Below are 19,469 nucleotides of genomic sequence, written 5' to 3' on the forward strand. Positions count from 1 at the left end.
TGTCAAAACAGATACATTTGACCGCTTTTAACAAAAAAGCGCCAGAAATGCCTAGACGATCTAACCATATTTAACAATTGCGACGATTTCTCTATACATGAATGACACGTTAAAACATGCTGAAGGCCTTTTTTCATTAGAATGCAGACACTTTCCATGCTTCACAGTGTTTTGCAATTAACAATTTTTCAGCACCTTAGCTCAGCACCCTTACCAGTATTCGATTGAATGGCCACTAAAAAATCCGACTATAGCGAATCATCCATCCGTGTCCTCAAAGGTCTGGAACCGGTTAAACAGCGTCCCGGCATGTACACGCGTACCGAGAACCCGCTGCACATCATTCAGGAAGTAATCGACAATGCCTCCGATGAGGCACTGGGCGGCTATTGCAAGAACATCGTCGTCACGCTCAATACCGACGGCAGCGTCAGCGTCGAAGACGACGGCCGCGGCATTCCGGTCGGCATGCATCCGGAAGAAAAAGTCCCGACGGTGGAAATCGTCTTCACGCGTCTGCACGCAGGCGGCAAGTTCGACAAGGGTTCAGGCGGCGCGTACGCCTTCTCCGGCGGCTTGCATGGTGTGGGTGTATCGGTCACGAATGCACTCTCCACCCGACTGGAAATTACCGTCTGGCGCGAAAACGGCGTCCACACGCTGACCTTTGCCGGTGGTGATGTCATCGAGCCGCTGAAGTCGCGTTCAATTGCGCGCGATGAAAAACGCAGCGGTACCCGCGTCACGGCTTGGCCAGATGCTAAATACTTCGATTCATCCGTCATTCCGCAAGCCGAGCTGCAACGCCTGCTGCGCTCCAAGGCAGTGCTGCTGCCCGGCGTCAAAGTCACATTAGTTCACGCAAAAAGCGGCGAAACACAAACCTGGCAATACGACCAAGGCTTGCGCGGTTATTTGACCGAATCGCTGGCACAGGCATCGAATGCTGAAACTCTGATTCCTTTGTTTGAAGGCGAGCAATACGCTGGCGCCGATGCCGAAGGTTTTGCCGAAGGCGAAGGCGCAGCTTGGGTCGTCGCATGGACGGAAGATGGCGCGGTCGTCCGCGAGTCTTACGTCAACTTGATCCCAACCTCGAATGGCGGCACGCATGAATCCGGTTTGCGCGAAGGTTTGTTCGGCGCGGTGAAGAGCTTCGTCGAGATGCATTCTCTTTTACCTAAAGGCGTGAAGCTGTTGCCGGAAGACGTGTTCGCACGCGTCTCCTTCGTGCTCTCAGCCAAAGTGCTCGATCCGCAATTCCAGGGCCAGATCAAGGAACGTTTGAATTCACGCGATGCCGTGCGCCTGGTGTCTTCATTCACGCGCCCTGCTCTCGAACTGTGGTTGAACCAACACGTCGATTACGGCAAGAAGCTGGCCGAACTCGTCATCAAGCAAGCGCAATCGCGTCTGCGTTCTGCGCAAAAAGTTGAAAAGAAAAAATCCTCTGGCGTAGCAGTCTTGCCAGGCAAGCTGACCGATTGCGAATCCAGCGACATCTCACGCAATGAAATATTCCTGGTCGAAGGTGACTCCGCTGGCGGTTCCGCCAAGATGGGACGCGACAAGGAATTCCAGGCGATTCTGCCCTTGCGCGGCAAAGTACTGAACTCATGGGAAACCGAACGCGACCGTCTGTTTGCCAATAATGAAATTCACGATATTGCCGTCGCGATTGGTGTCGATCCGCACGGCAAGAACGACAACGTCGATCTCAGCAATCTGCGCTACGGTCGCATCTGCATCCTGTCCGATGCGGACGTCGATGGTTCGCACATTCAGGTTTTGTTGCTGACGCTGTTCTTCAAGCACTTCCCGCAACTAATCGATCGCGGTCATATCTGCATCGCACGTCCACCTTTGTATCGCGTCGATGCGCCTGCACGCGGCAAGAAGCCTGTGCAAAAAATCTATGCACTGGATGATGGCGAACTGGAAGCGATCGAAGACAAGCTGCGCAAGGATGGCGTCAAGGACACGGCGTGGACCATCTCACGCTTTAAAGGTCTGGGCGAGATGAATGCCGAGCAATTGTGGGAAACCACGATGAATCCGGATACACGTCGCCTGTTGCCAGTCACACTCGGCGAGTTCGATCTGGAAGCATCAGAATCACGCTTCAATATGTTGATGGGCAAAGGCGAAGCCGCTGCACGTCGTACATGGATAGAAGAACACGGCAACGAAGCAGAGGCCGATATCTGATGTTGTCGATGCGCGCGTTTCTGCTGGCCTTGTCGCTATCTGTACTATCCGCTGCTGCGCATGCGGATATCTACAGCTACACCGACGCCAATGGTGACGCGCATTTTGCGACAGAAAAACTGGATCAGCGCTATCAACTGTTCGCGCGTGGCGATCAAGCCTTGCATGCATCCCAGCTTACGCCACTGACCGAACTAAGCGAACCGGAAGCATCTGCAGAATCAGAATCGCCGCTTTCACATTTTCTATCGCAACATCCGAATCTGCAGAAGTACGAAAAGCTGTTGAATGATGTCGCCAGCGATTTCAATCTCGATCCTGCTTTGCTGAAGGCAGTCGTGACCGTCGAATCCAGCTTCAATCCCAAAGTTGTGTCGCCTAAAGGTGCTGTCGGCTTGATGCAAGTGATGCCGGCGACCGCAGAACGTTTCGGCCTGCATGCAGATCGCAAAAAAAGCGTTAGGCAAAAGCTGACCGATCCGGAAACCAATATCCGCATCGGCGCGCGTTACCTCAGCTTCCTGCGCGATATGTTCCCGCATCAACAACAACTTGTCGTTGCCTCGTATAACGCAGGTGAAGGTGCAGTACAAAAATACAATAACGCGATTCCGCCGTATCAAGAGACGCGTAATTACGTCAAGCTGGTAACCCAGTTTTACAAGATGTTTCAACCAGCGACGCCAGCGGATACAGCAACATCAGATGAACCGAGTTATTCGAATCAGCTCGATTCCAAACGCGTTCATCTGATCATCCCCGGACGTCGCAATATCTCTGTCGAATCCATTACTTCCATCGAATAATTTTCCAGAATAATAATGACTGATCAAGCCAATCTTTTTGAATCTGTACCAGCCGATGGCGGCGAAGCACTGACACTGGCCACATTTGCCGAACGCGCTTATCTGGATTACGCCATTTCCGTCGTCAAGGGCCGCGCCCTGCCGGATGTCTGCGACGGCCAGAAGCCGGTACAACGCCGCATCCTGTTTGCGATGAATGAACTGGGCTTGAACTCCGCTGCCAAACCGCGCAAATCAGCTGCGGTAGTCGGCGATGTACTCGGTAAGTTGCATCCACATGGCGATCAATCGGTATATGACGCGCTGGTGCGTATGGCGCAGGATTTCTCACTGCGTTATCCACTGATCGACGGTCAAGGCAACTTCGGTTCGCGCGATGGCGATGGCGCCGCGGCCATGCGATACACCGAAGCACGTCTGACGCCCATCGCAAAATTGCTGATGGAAGAAATCGACATGGGCACCGTCGACTTCCAGCCCAACTACGACGGCTCAACCGAAGAACCAAAACTCTTACCTAGCCGTTTGCCTTTCGTATTATTGAATGGCGCATCCGGTATTGCAGTTGGTATGGCGACAGAAATTCCTTCGCACAATCTGCGTGAAGTCGCGACCGCAGCCGTCGCCATCATCCGCAATCCAAAATTGACGCATGAAGAATTGATGGCGATAGTACCTGGCCCGGATTTCCCAGGCGGTGGTCAGATCATCACCTCACCAACCGCGATCAGCGACATCTATCGCAGCGGTCGTGGCAGCGTCAAGGTGCGCGCGACGTGGAAGATAGAAGACATGGCGCGTGGCCAATGGCAAGCGGTCGTGACTGAACTGCCGCACGGCACGTCATCACAACGCGTGCTGGAAGAAATCGAAGAACTGACCAATCCAAAAATCAAGCTCGGCAAAAAATCGCTGTCGCCAGATCAATTGGCATTGAAGCAAATCATGTTGGCGATGCTCGATACAGTACGTGATGAATCCGGTCGCGAAGCGCCAGTGCGTCTGGTGTTCGAACCGAAATCGAAAAATCAGGATCCGACCGAATTCACCAATATGCTGCTGGCGCATACCTCGCTGGAAACCAGCGTCTCCATTAACCTGGTGATGATAGGTGGTGACGGGCGACCACGACAAAAATCGCTGGGCGATATTCTGCGTGAATGGATCGATTTCCGCTTCACCACGATTACACGTCGCTCGCAATTCAAGCTGCAAAAAGTCAACGACCGCATCCATATTCTGGAAGGCCGCGAAGCGATCCTGCTCAACATCGACAAGGTCATCAAGATCATCCGTGAATCGGATGAACCGAAACCGGCATTGATGGATGCATTCAGATTGTCCGAGCGTCAAGCCGACGACATACTGGAAATTCGTCTGCGCCAATTGGCACGACTGGAAACCATCAAGATTCAGCAAGAGCTGGCTGAACTGCGTAGTGAGAAATCCACGCTACAAGACTTGCTCGACAATCCATCGTCGATGAAGCGTCTGGTCATCAAGGAAATCGAAGCCGATGAAAAACAATTCGGTGATGCACGCCGCACGCTGATCGAAGTTGCAGAGAAAGCGACTGTCGAAACCAAAGTCATCGATGAACCAGTCACCGTCGTGATCTCGCAAAAAGGCTGGGTACGCGCACGCACTGCGCACGGTCACGATGCTGCGCAATTCACCTTCAAGGCTGGCGACGCGCTGTACGACACCTTTGAGTGCCGCACCGTCGATACCTTGCTGGTATTCGGATCTAACGGCCGTATCTATTCGGTTCCGGTTTCCGCCCTGCCCGGTGCACGCGGCGATGGCGTCCCTATCACCACGCTGGTTGAATTGGCGAGCGGCACACGCATCCTGCATTACTTCGCTGGCCCTGCCGATGTGACCTTGCTGCTGGCATCAACTGCCGGTTACGGCTTCACCGCCAAATCAGGCGACATGGTCAGCCGTACCCGTGGCGGCAAAGCCTTCATCACACTGGACGACGGCGACGAACCGTTGACACCACGCCCAGTAACAGCTGCGGCCAGCGCAATTGCCTGCCTGTCGGAAAAAGGCCGTGTGTTGGTATTCGGCATAGATGAAATCAAATCGTTGGGCGCAGGTGGTCGCGGTGTGATTCTGATGGATCTGGAAAAGAACGAGAAACTGCTGGCAGCAGAACCGATCAGTCAACGCGGCGTCCTTGTCTCCGGCGCTGGACGCGGTGGCAAAGCGCAGGAAGTCTTGTTGTCGGCATCAGGACTTGCCGTACACATCGGCAAGCGTGCACGCAAAGGCAAGGCACTGGAATCGAAGATCAAGGCAACAACGCTGACAGCGCAAAAATAGGTAGAACACCAGCATGTCCAGTACGGAACCATCCAAACCTGTTTCTACTGTACCAACGGCTAAATCGAAGACGCGTCGTCGTCTTCGATTTATGCTGCTGCTAGCTTTGCTCGTTGCTGCTTATGGCCTCATCCATGCCTACCTCATTTCCCCTCCTCCGCTATACAAGAATAACTATCTGCAAGGCCCGATAGGCGGCGATTTTCTGAAGTGGCAATGGGAGCGCCTCACGCAAGGCTTGCCCAAGCCACCTGCTAACGGCTATCACTTCCCTATCGTCAAGCCAGAACCTGGCTGGCTGCAAGCCAACAAGACCGTTTCCACCGCAACGTGGATAGGTCATGCGACGGTGCTGGTACAAATGCGCGGCGTGAATATCCTGACCGATCCGATTTGGTCTGAGCGTGCATCACCATTCGCCTTCATGGGTCCGCAACGCAAGGTGCCGCCCGCTCTCGACTACGCGCAACTGCCGCATATTGATGTAGTGCTGATTTCGCATAATCACTACGATCATCTGGATAAAGAAACCGTACTGAAACTGAATCAGCAGGCAGGTGGCGCGCCATTGTTCCTCGTGCCTCTTGGCATCAAGAGTTGGATGGCCGATATCGGCATCAACAATGTGCAGGAGCTAGGCTGGTGGGATAAAACAGAAGTCAGCGGGCTCGACTTCAATTTCGTCCCGGTACAGCATTGGTCGGCACGCGGCTTGAACGATAGATTCCAAACCTTATGGGGCGGCTGGGCGGTGACGACGCCGACGAATACAGCAACGCCGCAGTCATTCTTCTTTGCCGGCGATACAGGCTTCTCGAAAGATTTTGAAGATATAGGCAAACGCTTTGCACCCTTCGATCTGGCGCTACTGCCGATAGGCGCGTATGCGCCACGCTGGTTCATGAAAGCACAACATGTCGATCCAGGCGAAGCGGTAAAGATACACAACAACATCCATGCACGACGTTCTATCGCCATACATTGGGGGACGTTTGAATTAGCGGATGAATCGCTGGATGAGCCGCCGAAAGCATTGGCGCAGGAATTGAGAAAGGCGCAGATTCCTGCAGCCGACTTCGTCGCGATCAAGCATGGAGAGATGGTGCGGTTCTAATGAGTGTGCTCAGCAATTGAGTAACGCCGTAAAGCAAGCACTTGATCACATGGTTAGTGCATCGCCATCCAAGAAAACTTACGTTATCAAATAAACGTCTGCTATCGGCCAAAAGCGGACATTCACATACTTCTCCATATTTATGGGATGTTTGCACGTAGGCAACTCGGCAATACTCCATGCTTAAGCTGAAATACGCAAACGCGTATTTTGATTCGCACATAACCCTTCCTTCAAGCGGATGTCTACCAGCGCCGCTTAAGTCAAACGTAGGCCATCGACTATGACTGTCCAATACTTTCGCTTGCTTCTCATCGTTTCCTTTGTTATCGGCGTCATCGGGGGCGGGATTGACCTCGTGTTTCCCGAACTATTGCCGGAAAAATTTCATGAAGCCCAAGGGCAATATGCGCAGTACGATACGTTTTCAACGTCGTTTTTGCTATTTCTTATTGGTTCAGCGATAGCTATATTCGTTGTGGCCATCGTGAGCTTTTACGGCCTGTACCGGCTACGTCCTTGGGCTCCGCGCCTCTCGCTTGTTTTCACATCATTGGCACTGCTTTTTCTAGTTTTCGCGGGGCCGTCTGCGCAATCCGGTATTGCAGTTGCTGCGTGTTATCTCTCGTCATATATTTGGGGCGCTGTAATAGTGTTTGCATTTTTTGCTCCATTTAACGCACATTTCCGACGCGGAAATGGCTAACCCTTCCTACACATGGCATACGAAATAAGAACTGGACCAGATATTGAATGGCAAGAGGTAGCGAACCTTTTCGAAGCAGTCGGCTGGGGGACTAAATATGATGAATTGTCAGTCCAGCGCTCAATGCAAGCTTATCCTCATGTCGCTTACGCACGAGATACGGCCGGTAATCTCATCGGATATGTGACAGCATTTAGTGACGGTGCTTTTAGCACTATGCTCGGAGAGCTAGTGGTACATCCTGCGGCACAAAAACAAGGTGTTGGAAAGTCTTTACTAGCAACCGTGGAAATGAGATTTCCTAACGTTCCTGTCACGGTCAAAGCTCTTGGTAACGCAAAGAAGTTTTTTGAGGCCTGTGGCTATCGAGTGCCAAATGTAGAAGTAACTTTCATGTTTAAAACGCTCCGCACCGTTACGGCATAACTATCCACTTTAGAGAAGACTTTGAGAGATTATGACAACTGAAAAAAATCCCATCAGTATCACGCGACGCTTACTTAAATATCTGATCAATTTTTTTTAACCTTTGGAGTCCAAATGCCATTCATTAGAAGCGCTGTAAAGCGAGGCACAACGCCTAAACAGAAACAAGCCATCGTCGATGGAATCCATCAAGCGCTCGTGGAAAGCATAGGCATGCCCACTGATGAGCTCTTCAATTTGGTGTCCGAGTACGAACCGGAAAACTTCTTCTATGACAGACGATTTAACGGGATTTCGCGATCGGACAGCCTCGTCGTTATCGAGATTACAATGCGTCGTGGTCGCAGTGATGCAATGAAGAAGGCGCTTTACGCAAACATCGCAACCAACCTGGAAAAGCTGGGTGGCATCTCGCCCAAGGACGTCTTTATCTTCACGCACGAAAATGATTACTCGGACTGGTCTGTTGGAAACGGCTTGTTTGCAATGACCATTGCTCAGCAGAGAGGTTCTGATTCCTAAAGCTGGCTTAACAATTTCTTCGCTGGATCGCGGATGTCCGCTTTGGGTCGTAAGCAGACATTCAATGAATTCGACGAAGGAGGTACATCAAGAGCCTACTAAGCTCTTAATGTACCGACAGAATGCTAAGGAAATCAAAGCGTTAGATGGCCCGTTGAAAAACTGGGCCATTTTTTATGGCAGGTCGGTGATCAGTCCAGAGATTTTCACGAAGTAGGAAGGTGTAAGTAGACTGTATACACACCAATGTGTGATTCGAACACTTGATCGGAAATGTGAGTTTTCGATCCAAAGCGGCATGGCACCGCTCATCACTCATCCGCAAAATACCGCCGAAATATACTTAAAAAATATCTATTTTCAGTGATGTTCAATCAGACGCATTCGTGTATTCTGTTGCCCGTAAAACATCAAACCAAAATACAAAATACAAAAGACAGGCGCAGATATCCGGATATCTGAACTGATCTGAGCAAAAAAATAGTGATCTAACATCCCCTTGATAGATGTGGCACCGCTGGTCGCGCAAGCGATTTATGACGATGTCGAGGGAGTGGTCGGTCAGCACAGCAGCCCCTATTTTTGATGGGGCAGTAGTGCGTCGACCAAAGCGAATACCGACATATTAAACAATTAGCTACCCTACATCATGTCTATAAAATCTAAAAAGCGTCGCTTGCAACTGCCTTCAGTACAACAAGGTAGCAAACTTTCAGTCATCGTTTTGGCGGTCGGCTTTGCACTGGGTAATAGCACTCATGCCAATGCCGCGTGTATGCCCGCTAGCTTCATTTCTTTTACGCTTTTCGGCCCTGAAGGCTGTGTGGCGTGGAGTGCTGGAGATTTTACGGTGACCAGCACCGGGACGCTTAGTGGAGCAGCAAACGCTGTCGAGGTATCAGGCGTCGTAGGCACACTGGACAACAATGGCGTAATCAACGGCACTAATTCCGGTATCCACAACACGGGCGCTATGACCGCCCTGAACAACAACAAGACCATTTCAGGCGGTGCCTATGGTATTCATAGCGACAACGGTAGCAGCATCACTTCGCTGCATAACACTGCCACCGGTACAATTAGTGGTGACACCGGCGTTCTGGCAGGAAACCTGACCCCATCTGGCTCGATCACCATTACGACCATCACCAACGACGGTACCATCTCGGGCAACATGGGTGTCGGCACCAGTACCAATGCGACTATCGGTACCTTGGTTAATACCGGCACCATCACAGGCGCTCAGGGCGGCATTGGCAATGCAGGCAATATCAACATATTGAACAATAGCGGAACCATCTCAAGCAACGATTATGCGATTTATAACGCAGCAAGCGGCACCTTTGGCTCTATCACCAATAGCGGAACCATCTCAAGCAACGGTTATGCGATTTATAACGCAGGAGCCGGCACCCTTGGCCCTATCACCAATAGCGGTACGATCGCCGGTTCGATCCGGAACGACTCTGCCAATAACCTGACTATCAACGGTGCCAGCGGTGCCAGTTTCGGGATTTTGACAGGCTCCAGCGCAGGCCTAGACACCACTGATCAAGGTCTCATCACCAATACTTCGTCAAACCTTATCTTCAACTCCGGCAATCTGCTGCTGAACAATAACATCAACGTCGGCACCCGCACGGTTAGCAACACCGCAGCCACGCTGCAGGTCAATAACGGCATTACCGTCACTGGCAATTACAATCAAGGCGCTGGCGCAACCCTGCTCATAGGCGTCGCGAATGGTGCAGTAGCAACAGGCGCCGTTAACTCTGATAACGGTTACGGTCGTTTGGTGGTTTCAGGTAGCGCCACGATTGCTGCCGGTTCAGCGGTCACGTTAAAACCATTAACTACCTACGCCTTCGCTGCAGGTCAACGCTTTGTCGTCGTGACTGCGGCTGGTGCCGCTAGCTACAACGAGAATGCATTGAATTATGCTGCCTCCGGCTATACAGGATCCCTCTCTGGTAGCACTGTGACGTCCGGTGGCACTAACAATCTGGTAGTTACGCTGGGAACCAATCCTGCCACACCAGCAACGTCTTCCCCTGCAACCGTACCGAATGCTGTCGCTGCACTTGGCGGGCTATCTCGCTACACAGGGATCGATCCGGCTCTTTTAAATCTGTTCAATGCCGGTCAGGCAATGAATCTGGGTTCGACTGCCGATGCCAATCGCGCTGGCCGTCAGTTAAATCCTGTCTCATCGCCGGTAAGCAGTCAGGCAGTCACTGCGCCAACAGTCGATACACTTAATATCGTGGCCGCCCATACTGATAGTTTGCGTTTGGCACAAACCGGCAGAGCCAGCGGTCTCTCCGCTGGTTCGGCAGCATCTGCTACCGGCGTCTGGGGACAAGCTTTCGCTGGGCAAGCCAGACAGGATGAGCGTAATGATGTCAGTGCTTATCGTGCCAATTATAGTGGCCTGTTATTTGGCGTTGACCAGCAGTTGGATGAACGCTGGAATATCGGCGGGGCATTCAGTTATAGCAATGCTCGCATCCGTGACACCGGTAGCAATGCAGGTGATTCCAGTGATGTGGACGCTTACGGTTTGCTGGCTTACGGTAGTTATAGTGGTCAGCCTTGGTATCTGAATTTCTCTGCAGGCGCAGTCCAGCAACGTTACGCCACGACCCGCACCGTCAGCTTCCCTGGTTTCGCTGGCGTTGCTACTGGCAAGTTCGACGGCATGCAGTATGTGGCGAAGGCTGAAGTAGGTTATCCACTGGCCACAGGTAGTGTCACCACCACCCCGTTATTAGGTCTGACCTATAGCCGCTTGAATCAGGATGCCTATACGGAAAGCGGCGGCAACGGCGCTGCGCTGGCCGTTGGCTCAACTAGCGTCAACTCGCTGCAAAGTGATCTGGGTGTTAAATTCGAACGCGAACTGACGACTTCGTATGGGAATTTGATACCGAGCCTGAAACTGGCTTGGCGTCATGAATTTGACAATAATCGTGTGGCGACCAATGCACGTTTTGCAGCAGATCCAAGTGGCGCAACCAGCTTTACGTCGCTTGGTGTCAGCCCGATCAAGAATTCGGCGATGATCTCTTTGGGCGCGACGCTGTTACGCCAGAAGAATCTGAGCTTGTCTGTCCGTTATGACTTACAGACAGGATCAGGCTTCCTTGCCCAGAGTGGCAGCTTACGTTTGCGCAAATTGTTTTAATTTGCAGAGCTGGATGTCTCTGTCGTGGAGAGTACATCAAGAGCTTTCTAAGCTCTTGATGCACCGACAGAATGCTAAGGAAATCAAACTGTTAAATGGCCCGTTGAAAAACTGGGCCATTTTTTATGGAAGGTCGGTGATTGTTCAGGCGATTCCAAAGATGTGGGAAGGTGTAAGTTGGCTGTATACACACCAATGTCTGGCTAACGAACTTTTATGGCGATGTCAGCTTTCGGCCAAAAGCGGACATTCAAAATCACTGCCACATATTCATGGCATATCCACATAAAGGATTCAGCATTAAGGGAAGATGTTGATTTGCATCGAAAACTGACCCACTTAGCCGCATAATTTGCATCCAAAACTGACCCACGTTTAGAACACAATCCTACTTACCAAAGTGAGTAGGAGATATGGAGTGATCGACGTGGCATTACTTGGAATTATTCGACGCTGGCACCTTCGTGACCACGTGTCCTTGAGAGAGATATCCAAACGATTGGGTATCTCTCGAAATACAGCCAGACGTTATCTACGCGCTGAAACTGTCGAACCAGCCTACGCTGATCGACGTTCTCCGACTTCTCTCGACAAATACGCGTTCAAGCTTTCAGCCTGGTTAAAGACCGAGACAACGAAATCACGCAAGCAACGACGGACTTTGAAACAGATGCACATCGACTTGCGCGCATTGGGATATGAAGGGTCCTATGACCGGGTCGCAGCCTTCGCCAGACAGTGGAAGGTGGATCAATTAGAGAGGGTCAACTCTGCGAGCAAATCAACACGGAGTATAAGTGACCGAATTAAGTGACAACTTTGAGATGCTACGAGATCGCAACTTGCTTTGCGTATTAATGGTTCCCTCATTCTAATACTCACTTTTTCGCTGAATCCTAGCTTTCACCTTACTCAAAAACATATTATTTCAACAATTAAATAATTAGCTTGACAAAAGATTCCATAGATATAATCCTCCGAAACAATGGGCAATTGTATACAATCATATCTGTTCTTGTATGCAAACGACTTATTAATATAAAAAATACAATTTTTGGAGACAAGATCATGAAACTTAGAATTCCCCTCTTAGTGCTGGCTGGACTTTGCCTATCCGTCAGTGCGTTTGCACAGACCTGGCCCACGCGACCGGTGACGCTGATCGTACCGTTCCCTCCGGGTGGCGGAACCGACGCTTTTGCACGTCCGTTGGCGGCACAACTGAGCAAACAGCTCGGCAAGACGGTCATCATCGATAATCGCGGTGGCGGAGGCGGCACTCTTGGTGCGGGCGTAGCAGCGAAGTCCCCACCTGATGGATACACATTTTTCATAGGTGCAGCGCATCATGCAATTGCACCGGCGCTGTATCCAAAGCTCGCTTACGATCTGCAAAAAGATTTCATCCCGATTACCGTTATTGCCACGCCACCACAGGTGATCGTAGTCAACACCCAGCGCGTTCCGGTACAGGATCTGAAAGGTTTGCTGGATTACGTCAGAAAGAATCCTGGCAAGCTGAACTTCGGCTCGGCCGGTAACGGCACCTCGCATCATTTGGCGGGTGAACTGTTCAAGATCCAAACCAAGACCTTCATTACCCATATTCCATACCGCGGTGCTGGTCCAGCGCTACAGGACTTGATCGGGGGGCAGCTCGATCTCATGTTCGACGGGCTCGGTTCCTCAGCCAGCCATGTGAAGAGCGGCCGCATCAAGGCACTTGCCGTCGCATCGGCCAAGCGTGCACCGGGCTTTCCCGACGTTCCGACGGCTGCGGAAGCCGGTGTACCAGGCTATGAAGTATCCACTTGGTACGGTCTGTGGGCAATCAAGGGCACTCCACCCGAGGTGGTTGAGCGCATGACGGAAGAAGTCAAGAAAGCGCTAGCATCCCCGGAAATCCAGCAGAACTGGACGAGTGCCGGCTCGGATATTCCGAACATGTCACAGGCGGAATTTACTACGATGATCGCGTCCGAAATAGCGCGCTGGGGGCAGGTCGTCAAGAGCTCGGGCGTCAAGCTGGAATAAGAGTGCCCGACCTTGAACATGCAGCAGTGCAACTGGCATGCATGTCGCGCCCCGGCTGCTGAGACATAGCCCTGCTGCACATACTCAACAGTGCAGTGATCATCGGATGCGATCTAAAAATACACTCATTCGAAACCACCCACTCAATAAAAAAGCCGCCCAGTCAAAAACTGAGCGGCTTTTTTACATCAGGCTAACAATCAAATTTTCGCTGCGATCAGCTTCGCCAACTTGGCGACGCCTTCACGAATTTTCTCCGGTGGCACGGTAACAAAACTCAAGCGCAAAGTATTCTTCTCAGGCTCGTTCGCATAGAACGGTGCACCCGGTACGAATGCAACGTGTTGCGCAATCGCTTCTTCCAACAGTTTCATACCGTCGATATGCTCAGGCAGCGTTACCCAAATAAACATGCCGCCTTCTGGTTTATTCCACTTCACGCCAGCAGGGAAAAATTCCGTCAACGCATCCAGCATGACCTGACATTGATTCGCATACAGCGTGCGTATCGATGGAATATGTTTCTCGAGGAAACCATCCTTGATCGCTTCGTACACCACCATCTGCGTCAATTGCGATGTATGCAGATCGGCAGCTTGTTTGGCTTGTTCCAGTTTGCGGATCAGCGGTACTGGTGCGACTACATAGCCGAGGCGTATGCCTGGTGTCAGCACTTTGGAAAACGAGCCCATGTAAATCACGCCGCTCGGATTCATCGTCAGCATTTTCGGCAATGGTTCACCGCGATAGCTGAGCGCGCCGTAAGGATCATCTTCGATCAAAGGCAAGCCAAGTCGTGCGCAGGTTTCAACCAATGCAATACGGCGCTCAACCGACAGGGTGCGGCCGGTTGGATTCTGGAAATTCGGCAAGGCGTACAACAAGCGTGCACCGTCTGCGATTTTTTCCACTTCTTCCGGCAGCAAACCGTAGTCGTCAGTCGGGATGGAAACAAAGCGCGGCTGATACACCGAGAAAGCTTGCAAGGCACCCAGATAGCTCGGCGTTTCTACCAAGACTTTGCTGTCATCTTCGATCAATACTTTGCCGAGCAAATCCAGCGCTTGCTGCGAACCGGATACCATCAAGACCTGATCCGGTGTAATCGTCACGCCATCGATAGACAGGGAATTCGCGATCCACTCACGCAAAGGCGCATAACCGTCGCTAGGACCGTATTGCAAAGCAATCTTGCCTTGATTCGACAAGACGGTATCGAAGGCCGCTTTCATGTGCTCGACCGGGAATGTTTCCGGCGACGGCAAACCACCGGCGAAGGAAATGATGTCCGGGCGCATCGTGATTTTCAGGATCTCGCGGATGACCGAGCTTTGCAGTTGCTCTGCACGTTTAGCGAATTGCCAATTGATCGGCGTTGGATGTTCGATTTTCATGATGACTTCACGGTATAAACAAGGCTCACGCCCCGGCGTTCCGGGGCATATATATTTCTTAGATTATTTCAGCGATTAATTCGATTTCCACGCAAGCGCCGAGCGGGATTTGCGCCACGCCGAATGCGGAACGTGCATGCACGCCTTGTGCGCCGAATATTTCGCCGAACAATTCGGATGCGCCATTGGTGACCAGATGTTGTTCGGTATAGTCGCCAGTCGAATTAACGAGGCTCATGACCTTGACGATGCGTTTGACACGATTCAGATCGCCACCGCATGCTGCTTGCAAGGTTGCGATCAAATCGATGGCGACGCCGCGTGCTGCCAGTTTGGCTTCATCGGTGGTCATGTTCTTGCCCAGTTGACCAACCCAAGGCTTGCCGTCTTTTTTGGCGATATGGCCTGAAAGAAAAACCGTGTTGCCGCTTTGTACGTACATGACGTAAGCCGCAGCAGGCGTCGCGACGGCAGGCAATTCGATATTCAATGCTTTCAGTTTGTCGTAAAAAGACATAAGTGCTCCAAAAATTGATGCCATTCCGCGCAATGCAGGAATGGCAATTAACAGATGTCCGTGAACGCGATGTTGGCTAGATGCCATCATATTCCCGACGATCACGGAAAGAATACCCGTGATTATCTCAAATCCTCGGCTTTCCTTCCCAACTATCGTCGCTACACAGCGTGAGTAAGGACATCTATATTCAATTTTTGCGCTTGATAGGCATCTTTCTCCCGATGGCCACGACGGCAATAATGGCGAGTGCAAACAGGAAGGTGCGCCATTCCAGTAACTCTCCCAGAATCACAGCCGCACCCAGCAAGGTCAGAAAGGGTTGTATCAATTGCACTTGTCCTACACGTGCAATGCCACCCAAAGCCAAACCCTTGTACCAAAAGAAGAAGCCGATAAACATCGAGAACAACGAGACATAAGCAAAACCGACCCACGCCGCCGGCGAAGCGCTCACACCGTGCTGCCAACCCAACCACACTGTGATCGGCAAAACGATAGGCATGGATAACACCAGCGCCCATGAAATCACTTGTTGCCCGCCCATCGTCTGCGACAAACGTCCACCTTCGGCGTAACCCATGGCAGCCGCAATCACTGCGAGGAATAAAGCGAGGTCGGCAATATGCAATTCGCCACCGCCCTGCTGCAATGCAAACGCAACAACCAAACCACTACCAACGACTGCCGCAATCCAGAAACCGATGGATGGCCGCTCACCAAAACGCAGTGCCCCGAACAAGGCGGTCGCCAGCGGCAAGATGCCCAGAATGATCGCTCCATGCGAGGCAGGTACATAAGCCATCGCGAGCGACGAAAATACCGGGAAGCCAACCACCACGCCCAACGCAGTAATCAGCAACGATTTCATCTGTGTTTTATTCGGGCGTACGGCACCACTCCACCATAGCAAAACGGCAGAACAGATTGCCGCCACCACGGCACGACCAAGCGCGACGAAGACTGGATGCAATTCAGCGACAGCGACCCGGGTAAACGGCAAAGTCAGGCTGAATAGCGCCACGCCGATTGCACCCAACAGCATGCCTTTGGTTTCTGGTGTCATAGCGACAGAACTTACTATGGAATCGTGACTCATGACCAGATCGCCAATGCTGAATACAAGGTCAAAGTAATCATGATTGCGCAAAACAAACGCTGCCATTTAGCCTGCGTCAGATAACGTCGCAACATCGCGCCGGTACCAGCCCAGATACCGATACAAGGCAAATTGACCACGCTGAATATCAGACAGAACACGACGATCGCAAACCATACCGGCTGCATAGGCGGCAGGAAGGCGGAAGCACCAGTCACCGCCATCACCCACGCCTTGGGATTAGCAAATTGAAAAAGTGCCGCACCGATAAAAGACATCGGGCGCGCGCTATCGTCCTCACCTTGGTTGAATGCCATGCTGCGCAACTGCCACGCTAGATACACCAGATAAGTAGAACCTATCGTTTTCAACACAAGATGCAAAACAGGCATCGCCACAATCAAACTACCAATACCAGCCGCGCACAACGCCAGGATCACGCCAAAGCCGAAGACGACGCCCAGCATGTGCGGAATGCAACGCACAAAACCGAAACGAATACCGGACGAGGTCAGCATGATGTTGTTCGGTCCCGGCGTGATGGAGGAGACGAAGGCGAACAGTGAAAGCGGTAACAGGGATTCCATATTGTTCCAAGAGGATGCAAAGCGATCTAAGGCTTTGCTGTTTTTATCGTCAAAACATCGTAATCGACAAAACCAATACAGTACCAGTACACTTAAGGAATTAATATTCTCACTGTCACGGTAAAATGACCAATACAGCCAAACCGAACAAGGCCGCTGCAGCACCCCATAGCGAAACGCCTCACCCGTTGATATCGCGCGAAGCCAGCGGTTCACTGATAGAGCAAATCGTGCAACTGGTCACTGCGCGCATAGACGATAAATTGCTGCGCACCGGCGCACGCATGCCGTCGATCCGACAGTTCTCTGATCAGCACAAGGTGTCGCGCTTCACCGTAGTGGAAGCCTACGACCGTCTGGTCGCCGGCGGCTTGCTGGAATCGCGCCGCGGCTCCGGCTTCTATGTACGCGACCGCGCGCCTATGCTGGCACCACGCGCACAACGCACGAACACCGCGCCACAGCCAGTCGATGTGGTTTGGCTGGTGCGCAATATGTTCCGCCAGTTGCCACCGCAACAAATGCCCGGCGTCGGCCTCTTGCCCAACGAATGGTTGGATGGTGATCTGGTCGCCAATGCCTTGCGCGCCGTCAGCCGACAGAAGCTGTCTCTGCAATACGGCAATCCACAAGGTTTCTTGCCGCTACGCCAGCAACTGCAATTGAAACTGGCCGAGCTGGAAATTTCCGCAACACCCGATCAGTTCGTCACCACCTTGGGTGTAACGCAAGCACTGGATCTGGTTGCACGTCATTACGTGCAACCCGGCGACACCATCTTTGTCGATGATCCTCCGCTTATATTGACCTTATTTTGTCCCAAAAGAATTGGAAAGCGGGTTAGCCTCGGAAATAATGTTTATTAAGCAGTGATACATTTAAATTGTCTCAGATAATGGCGACACAAATTATGTGGTCAGTAAGCTACACCGTCGCACTCAAGCGACGAAGTAATGCAAGTGAGTATTCCCCATAAAAGTAGTCACGACGGATTATTCAAGCTGAAATGGACAGACGCTCTCGAAAAGAAGGTCGATTCGCCTGTGCATCGTATAGCGCGTGAAGTCCCGGCAGATTGCTTACACGCCAAATAAATTAGAGAAACACCGCAATACTGCGGCATCCTGCATAGCACCTACATTTATTCTCATCCAATGAGAGGCGGCTTGAGTTGGAGAGAACAACGCTCCAGGGGCTAACAACACTCCCTCGCGCATGGCACGTTCAGCAAAAACATTTGTGTCAGATTCAGTATCTACCCAAAGAAACATTCCAGCAGAAGGCGCGGTAGGCACCGACAATCCAAATTTCTCCAATGATCTTGTCGCCTCCTCACGTGCTGTATCGAGTCGAAGGCGCAATCGCTGAACGTGTTTTCGGTAATATCCTTCTGCAAGAATTTTATAGACTACCCGTTCTCCAACTTCCGACGAAGTTAAAGTTGCCAAAATTTTTCTATCTGTGAGTTGCCGTGCAATTTCAGCTGAACAAGCTATGAAGCCCACGCGAAGGTTCGCTGCGAGAGTTTTAGAAAATCCACCAAGATATATAACTCGATTTAGCTGATCTAAAGTTGCAACTCGTGTACCCGGTTGTTGATTACCATCAGGTTCGAGATCACAATAAATGTCGTCTTCGACGATCGTGAAATCAAATTTTTCCGCAATATTTAATACTCGAAAAGCTTTGGACGACGATAGTGAAGTAGATGTCGGATTATGAAGAATTGAGTTAAGTACGTACAACTTAGGGCGATGCAGTTCAGCCAAATGTTCCAACGCTGCAATATCGGGGCCATCGGCCTCTCGCGGAACGCCAATTACTTTTGCCCCCACCGAGGCAAAACTGGCGAACATAAGAAACCAAGCAGGGTCATCTACGAATACAACATCACCAGGCGCAAGAAAATGGCGCGCAACTATGTCTAATCCTTGAGTGACACCAGAAGTTGTGACTATCTGTTCAGGCGTTGCACCAATCTCAATCTCAGCGAGCTTTAACTGAAGTTGCTGGCGAAGTGGCAAATAGCCTTCAGGAGTTCCGTAATGAAATATCTGATTAGAACTCTCACGCGCAACAGAACGAAAACTATTTCCAACAATTCCTGTACTCATCCATTCGGGAGGGAGTAATCCCGAACCAGGCATCGCTTGCGCTGGATGCTGACGAAACATAGTTCGTACTAACCATGCTATGTCTAAATGCTGTGGAGCGGCAATATCTGAGCGAGCCGAACTTCTTGGAATAGTTATATGCCTACGTTCCTTTACGAAAAAACCGGAACCGCGGCGAGAGTCCAAATACCCATTCGCTACTAGTCGATCATATGCTTCTACAACAGTAAATTTTGAGATTGAATATTCTTCAGCACAAACACGAATTGAAGGTAATTTAACACCGCTTCTAATAACCTTGTCATCAATCTTCGACTGAATCTGCATTACCAATTGCTGCACCAAAGAAGTATTGCCATCCTTCGTCAAAAAGTCAGGTCCCGAGATCGTTGGATCTCGCTTGATTAAAGAATTAATTCGTTTCGACATT

14 protein-coding genes and 2 pseudogenes are annotated in these 19,469 nt (G+C 51.2%); 11 read left to right on the forward strand and 5 right to left on the reverse strand.

Annotated features, from left to right (window positions below; translation table 11 throughout):
* Positions 1–228 precede the first annotated feature (228 nt).
* The 10 genes and pseudogenes from BQ6873_RS07605 (at position 229) to BQ6873_RS07650 (ending at position 13,328) form a co-directional block, all read left to right on the forward strand.
* On the forward strand, positions 229–2,208 hold the full coding sequence (locus BQ6873_RS07605; protein ID WP_076592107.1) for a DNA topoisomerase IV subunit B: 1,980 nt from the start codon (positions 229–231) through the stop codon (positions 2,206–2,208).
* An 8-nt stretch (positions 2,209–2,216) separates the two neighbouring features.
* Entirely contained in the window at positions 2,217–3,014 is a 798-nt protein-coding gene (locus tag BQ6873_RS07610) for a lytic transglycosylase domain-containing protein (RefSeq protein WP_231949296.1), read from the forward strand.
* 15 nt (positions 3,015–3,029) lie between these two features.
* A complete protein-coding gene (gene parC / locus BQ6873_RS07615; protein WP_076592109.1) occupies positions 3,030–5,342 on the forward strand; it encodes a DNA topoisomerase IV subunit A in 2,313 nt (770 codons plus the stop codon).
* Positions 5,343–5,355: 13 nt separating this feature from the next.
* Positions 5,356–6,456 (forward strand): MBL fold metallo-hydrolase, encoded by a 1,101-nt coding sequence (locus BQ6873_RS07620; protein WP_076592110.1) that lies wholly within the window; start codon positions 5,356–5,358, stop codon positions 6,454–6,456.
* Between the two features lie 283 nt (positions 6,457–6,739).
* On the forward strand, positions 6,740–7,162 hold the full coding sequence (locus tag BQ6873_RS07625; protein ID WP_076592111.1) for a hypothetical protein: 423 nt from the start codon (positions 6,740–6,742) through the stop codon (positions 7,160–7,162).
* Positions 7,163–7,174: 12 nt separating this feature from the next.
* The gene (locus tag BQ6873_RS07630) at positions 7,175–7,588 is read left to right on the forward strand and encodes a GNAT family N-acetyltransferase (RefSeq protein ID WP_076592112.1); all 414 of its coding nucleotides are present in this window, start codon (positions 7,175–7,177) and stop codon (positions 7,586–7,588) included.
* A gap of 114 nt (positions 7,589–7,702) precedes the next feature.
* Positions 7,703–8,110: a tautomerase family protein gene (locus BQ6873_RS07635; protein ID WP_076592113.1), complete on the forward strand. Its 408-nt coding sequence runs from the start codon at positions 7,703–7,705 to the stop codon at positions 8,108–8,110.
* 649 nt (positions 8,111–8,759) lie between these two features.
* Positions 8,760–11,294 (forward strand): autotransporter outer membrane beta-barrel domain-containing protein, encoded by a 2,535-nt coding sequence (locus tag BQ6873_RS07640; protein WP_076592114.1) that lies wholly within the window; start codon positions 8,760–8,762, stop codon positions 11,292–11,294.
* 427 nt (positions 11,295–11,721) lie between these two features.
* Positions 11,722–12,048: pseudogene (locus BQ6873_RS18250) on the forward strand (helix-turn-helix domain-containing protein); the annotation flags it as partial.
* A 314-nt stretch (positions 12,049–12,362) separates the two neighbouring features.
* A complete protein-coding gene (locus BQ6873_RS07650; RefSeq protein WP_076592115.1) occupies positions 12,363–13,328 on the forward strand; it encodes a Bug family tripartite tricarboxylate transporter substrate binding protein in 966 nt (321 codons plus the stop codon).
* 200 nt (positions 13,329–13,528) lie between these two features.
* On the opposite strand, the gene BQ6873_RS07655 is transcribed toward BQ6873_RS07650, so the two are convergent.
* From BQ6873_RS07655 to BQ6873_RS07670, 4 genes are all read right to left on the reverse strand, one after another.
* Positions 13,529–14,722, reverse strand: coding sequence for an aminotransferase-like domain-containing protein (locus BQ6873_RS07655; RefSeq protein ID WP_076592116.1), 1,194 nt, complete (start codon positions 14,720–14,722; stop codon positions 13,529–13,531).
* Positions 14,723–14,780: 58 nt separating this feature from the next.
* The gene (locus BQ6873_RS07660; protein WP_076592117.1) at positions 14,781–15,239 is read right to left on the reverse strand and encodes a RidA family protein; all 459 of its coding nucleotides are present in this window, start codon (positions 15,237–15,239) and stop codon (positions 14,781–14,783) included.
* Positions 15,240–15,429: 190 nt separating this feature from the next.
* Positions 15,430–16,338: a DMT family transporter gene (locus BQ6873_RS07665; RefSeq protein ID WP_076592118.1), complete on the reverse strand. Its 909-nt coding sequence runs from the start codon at positions 16,336–16,338 to the stop codon at positions 15,430–15,432.
* Positions 16,335–16,925 carry a LysE family translocator gene (locus BQ6873_RS07670; protein ID WP_076592119.1) on the reverse strand — a complete coding sequence of 197 codons (591 nt, stop codon included), beginning with the start codon at positions 16,923–16,925 and terminating at the stop codon, positions 16,335–16,337. Before BQ6873_RS07670 ends, BQ6873_RS07665 begins: the two co-directional genes overlap by 4 nt.
* Before the next feature lie 125 nt (positions 16,926–17,050).
* Here BQ6873_RS07670 and BQ6873_RS07675 point away from each other — a divergent pair.
* Positions 17,051–17,767 (forward strand): annotated as a pseudogene (locus BQ6873_RS07675) (GntR family transcriptional regulator); the annotation flags it as partial.
* Positions 17,768–18,004: 237 nt separating this feature from the next.
* Here the strand turns inward: BQ6873_RS07675 and BQ6873_RS07680 are convergent.
* Positions 18,005–19,468: an aminotransferase-like domain-containing protein gene (locus tag BQ6873_RS07680; RefSeq protein ID WP_076592120.1), complete on the reverse strand. Its 1,464-nt coding sequence runs from the start codon at positions 19,466–19,468 to the stop codon at positions 18,005–18,007.
* Position 19,469: the final 1 nt, after the last annotated feature.

The sequence above is a fragment of the Herminiimonas arsenitoxidans genome, assembly GCF_900130075.1.
In the GTDB taxonomy this organism is placed as follows: Bacteria; Pseudomonadota; Gammaproteobacteria; order Burkholderiales; family Burkholderiaceae_D; genus Oxalicibacterium; species Oxalicibacterium arsenitoxidans.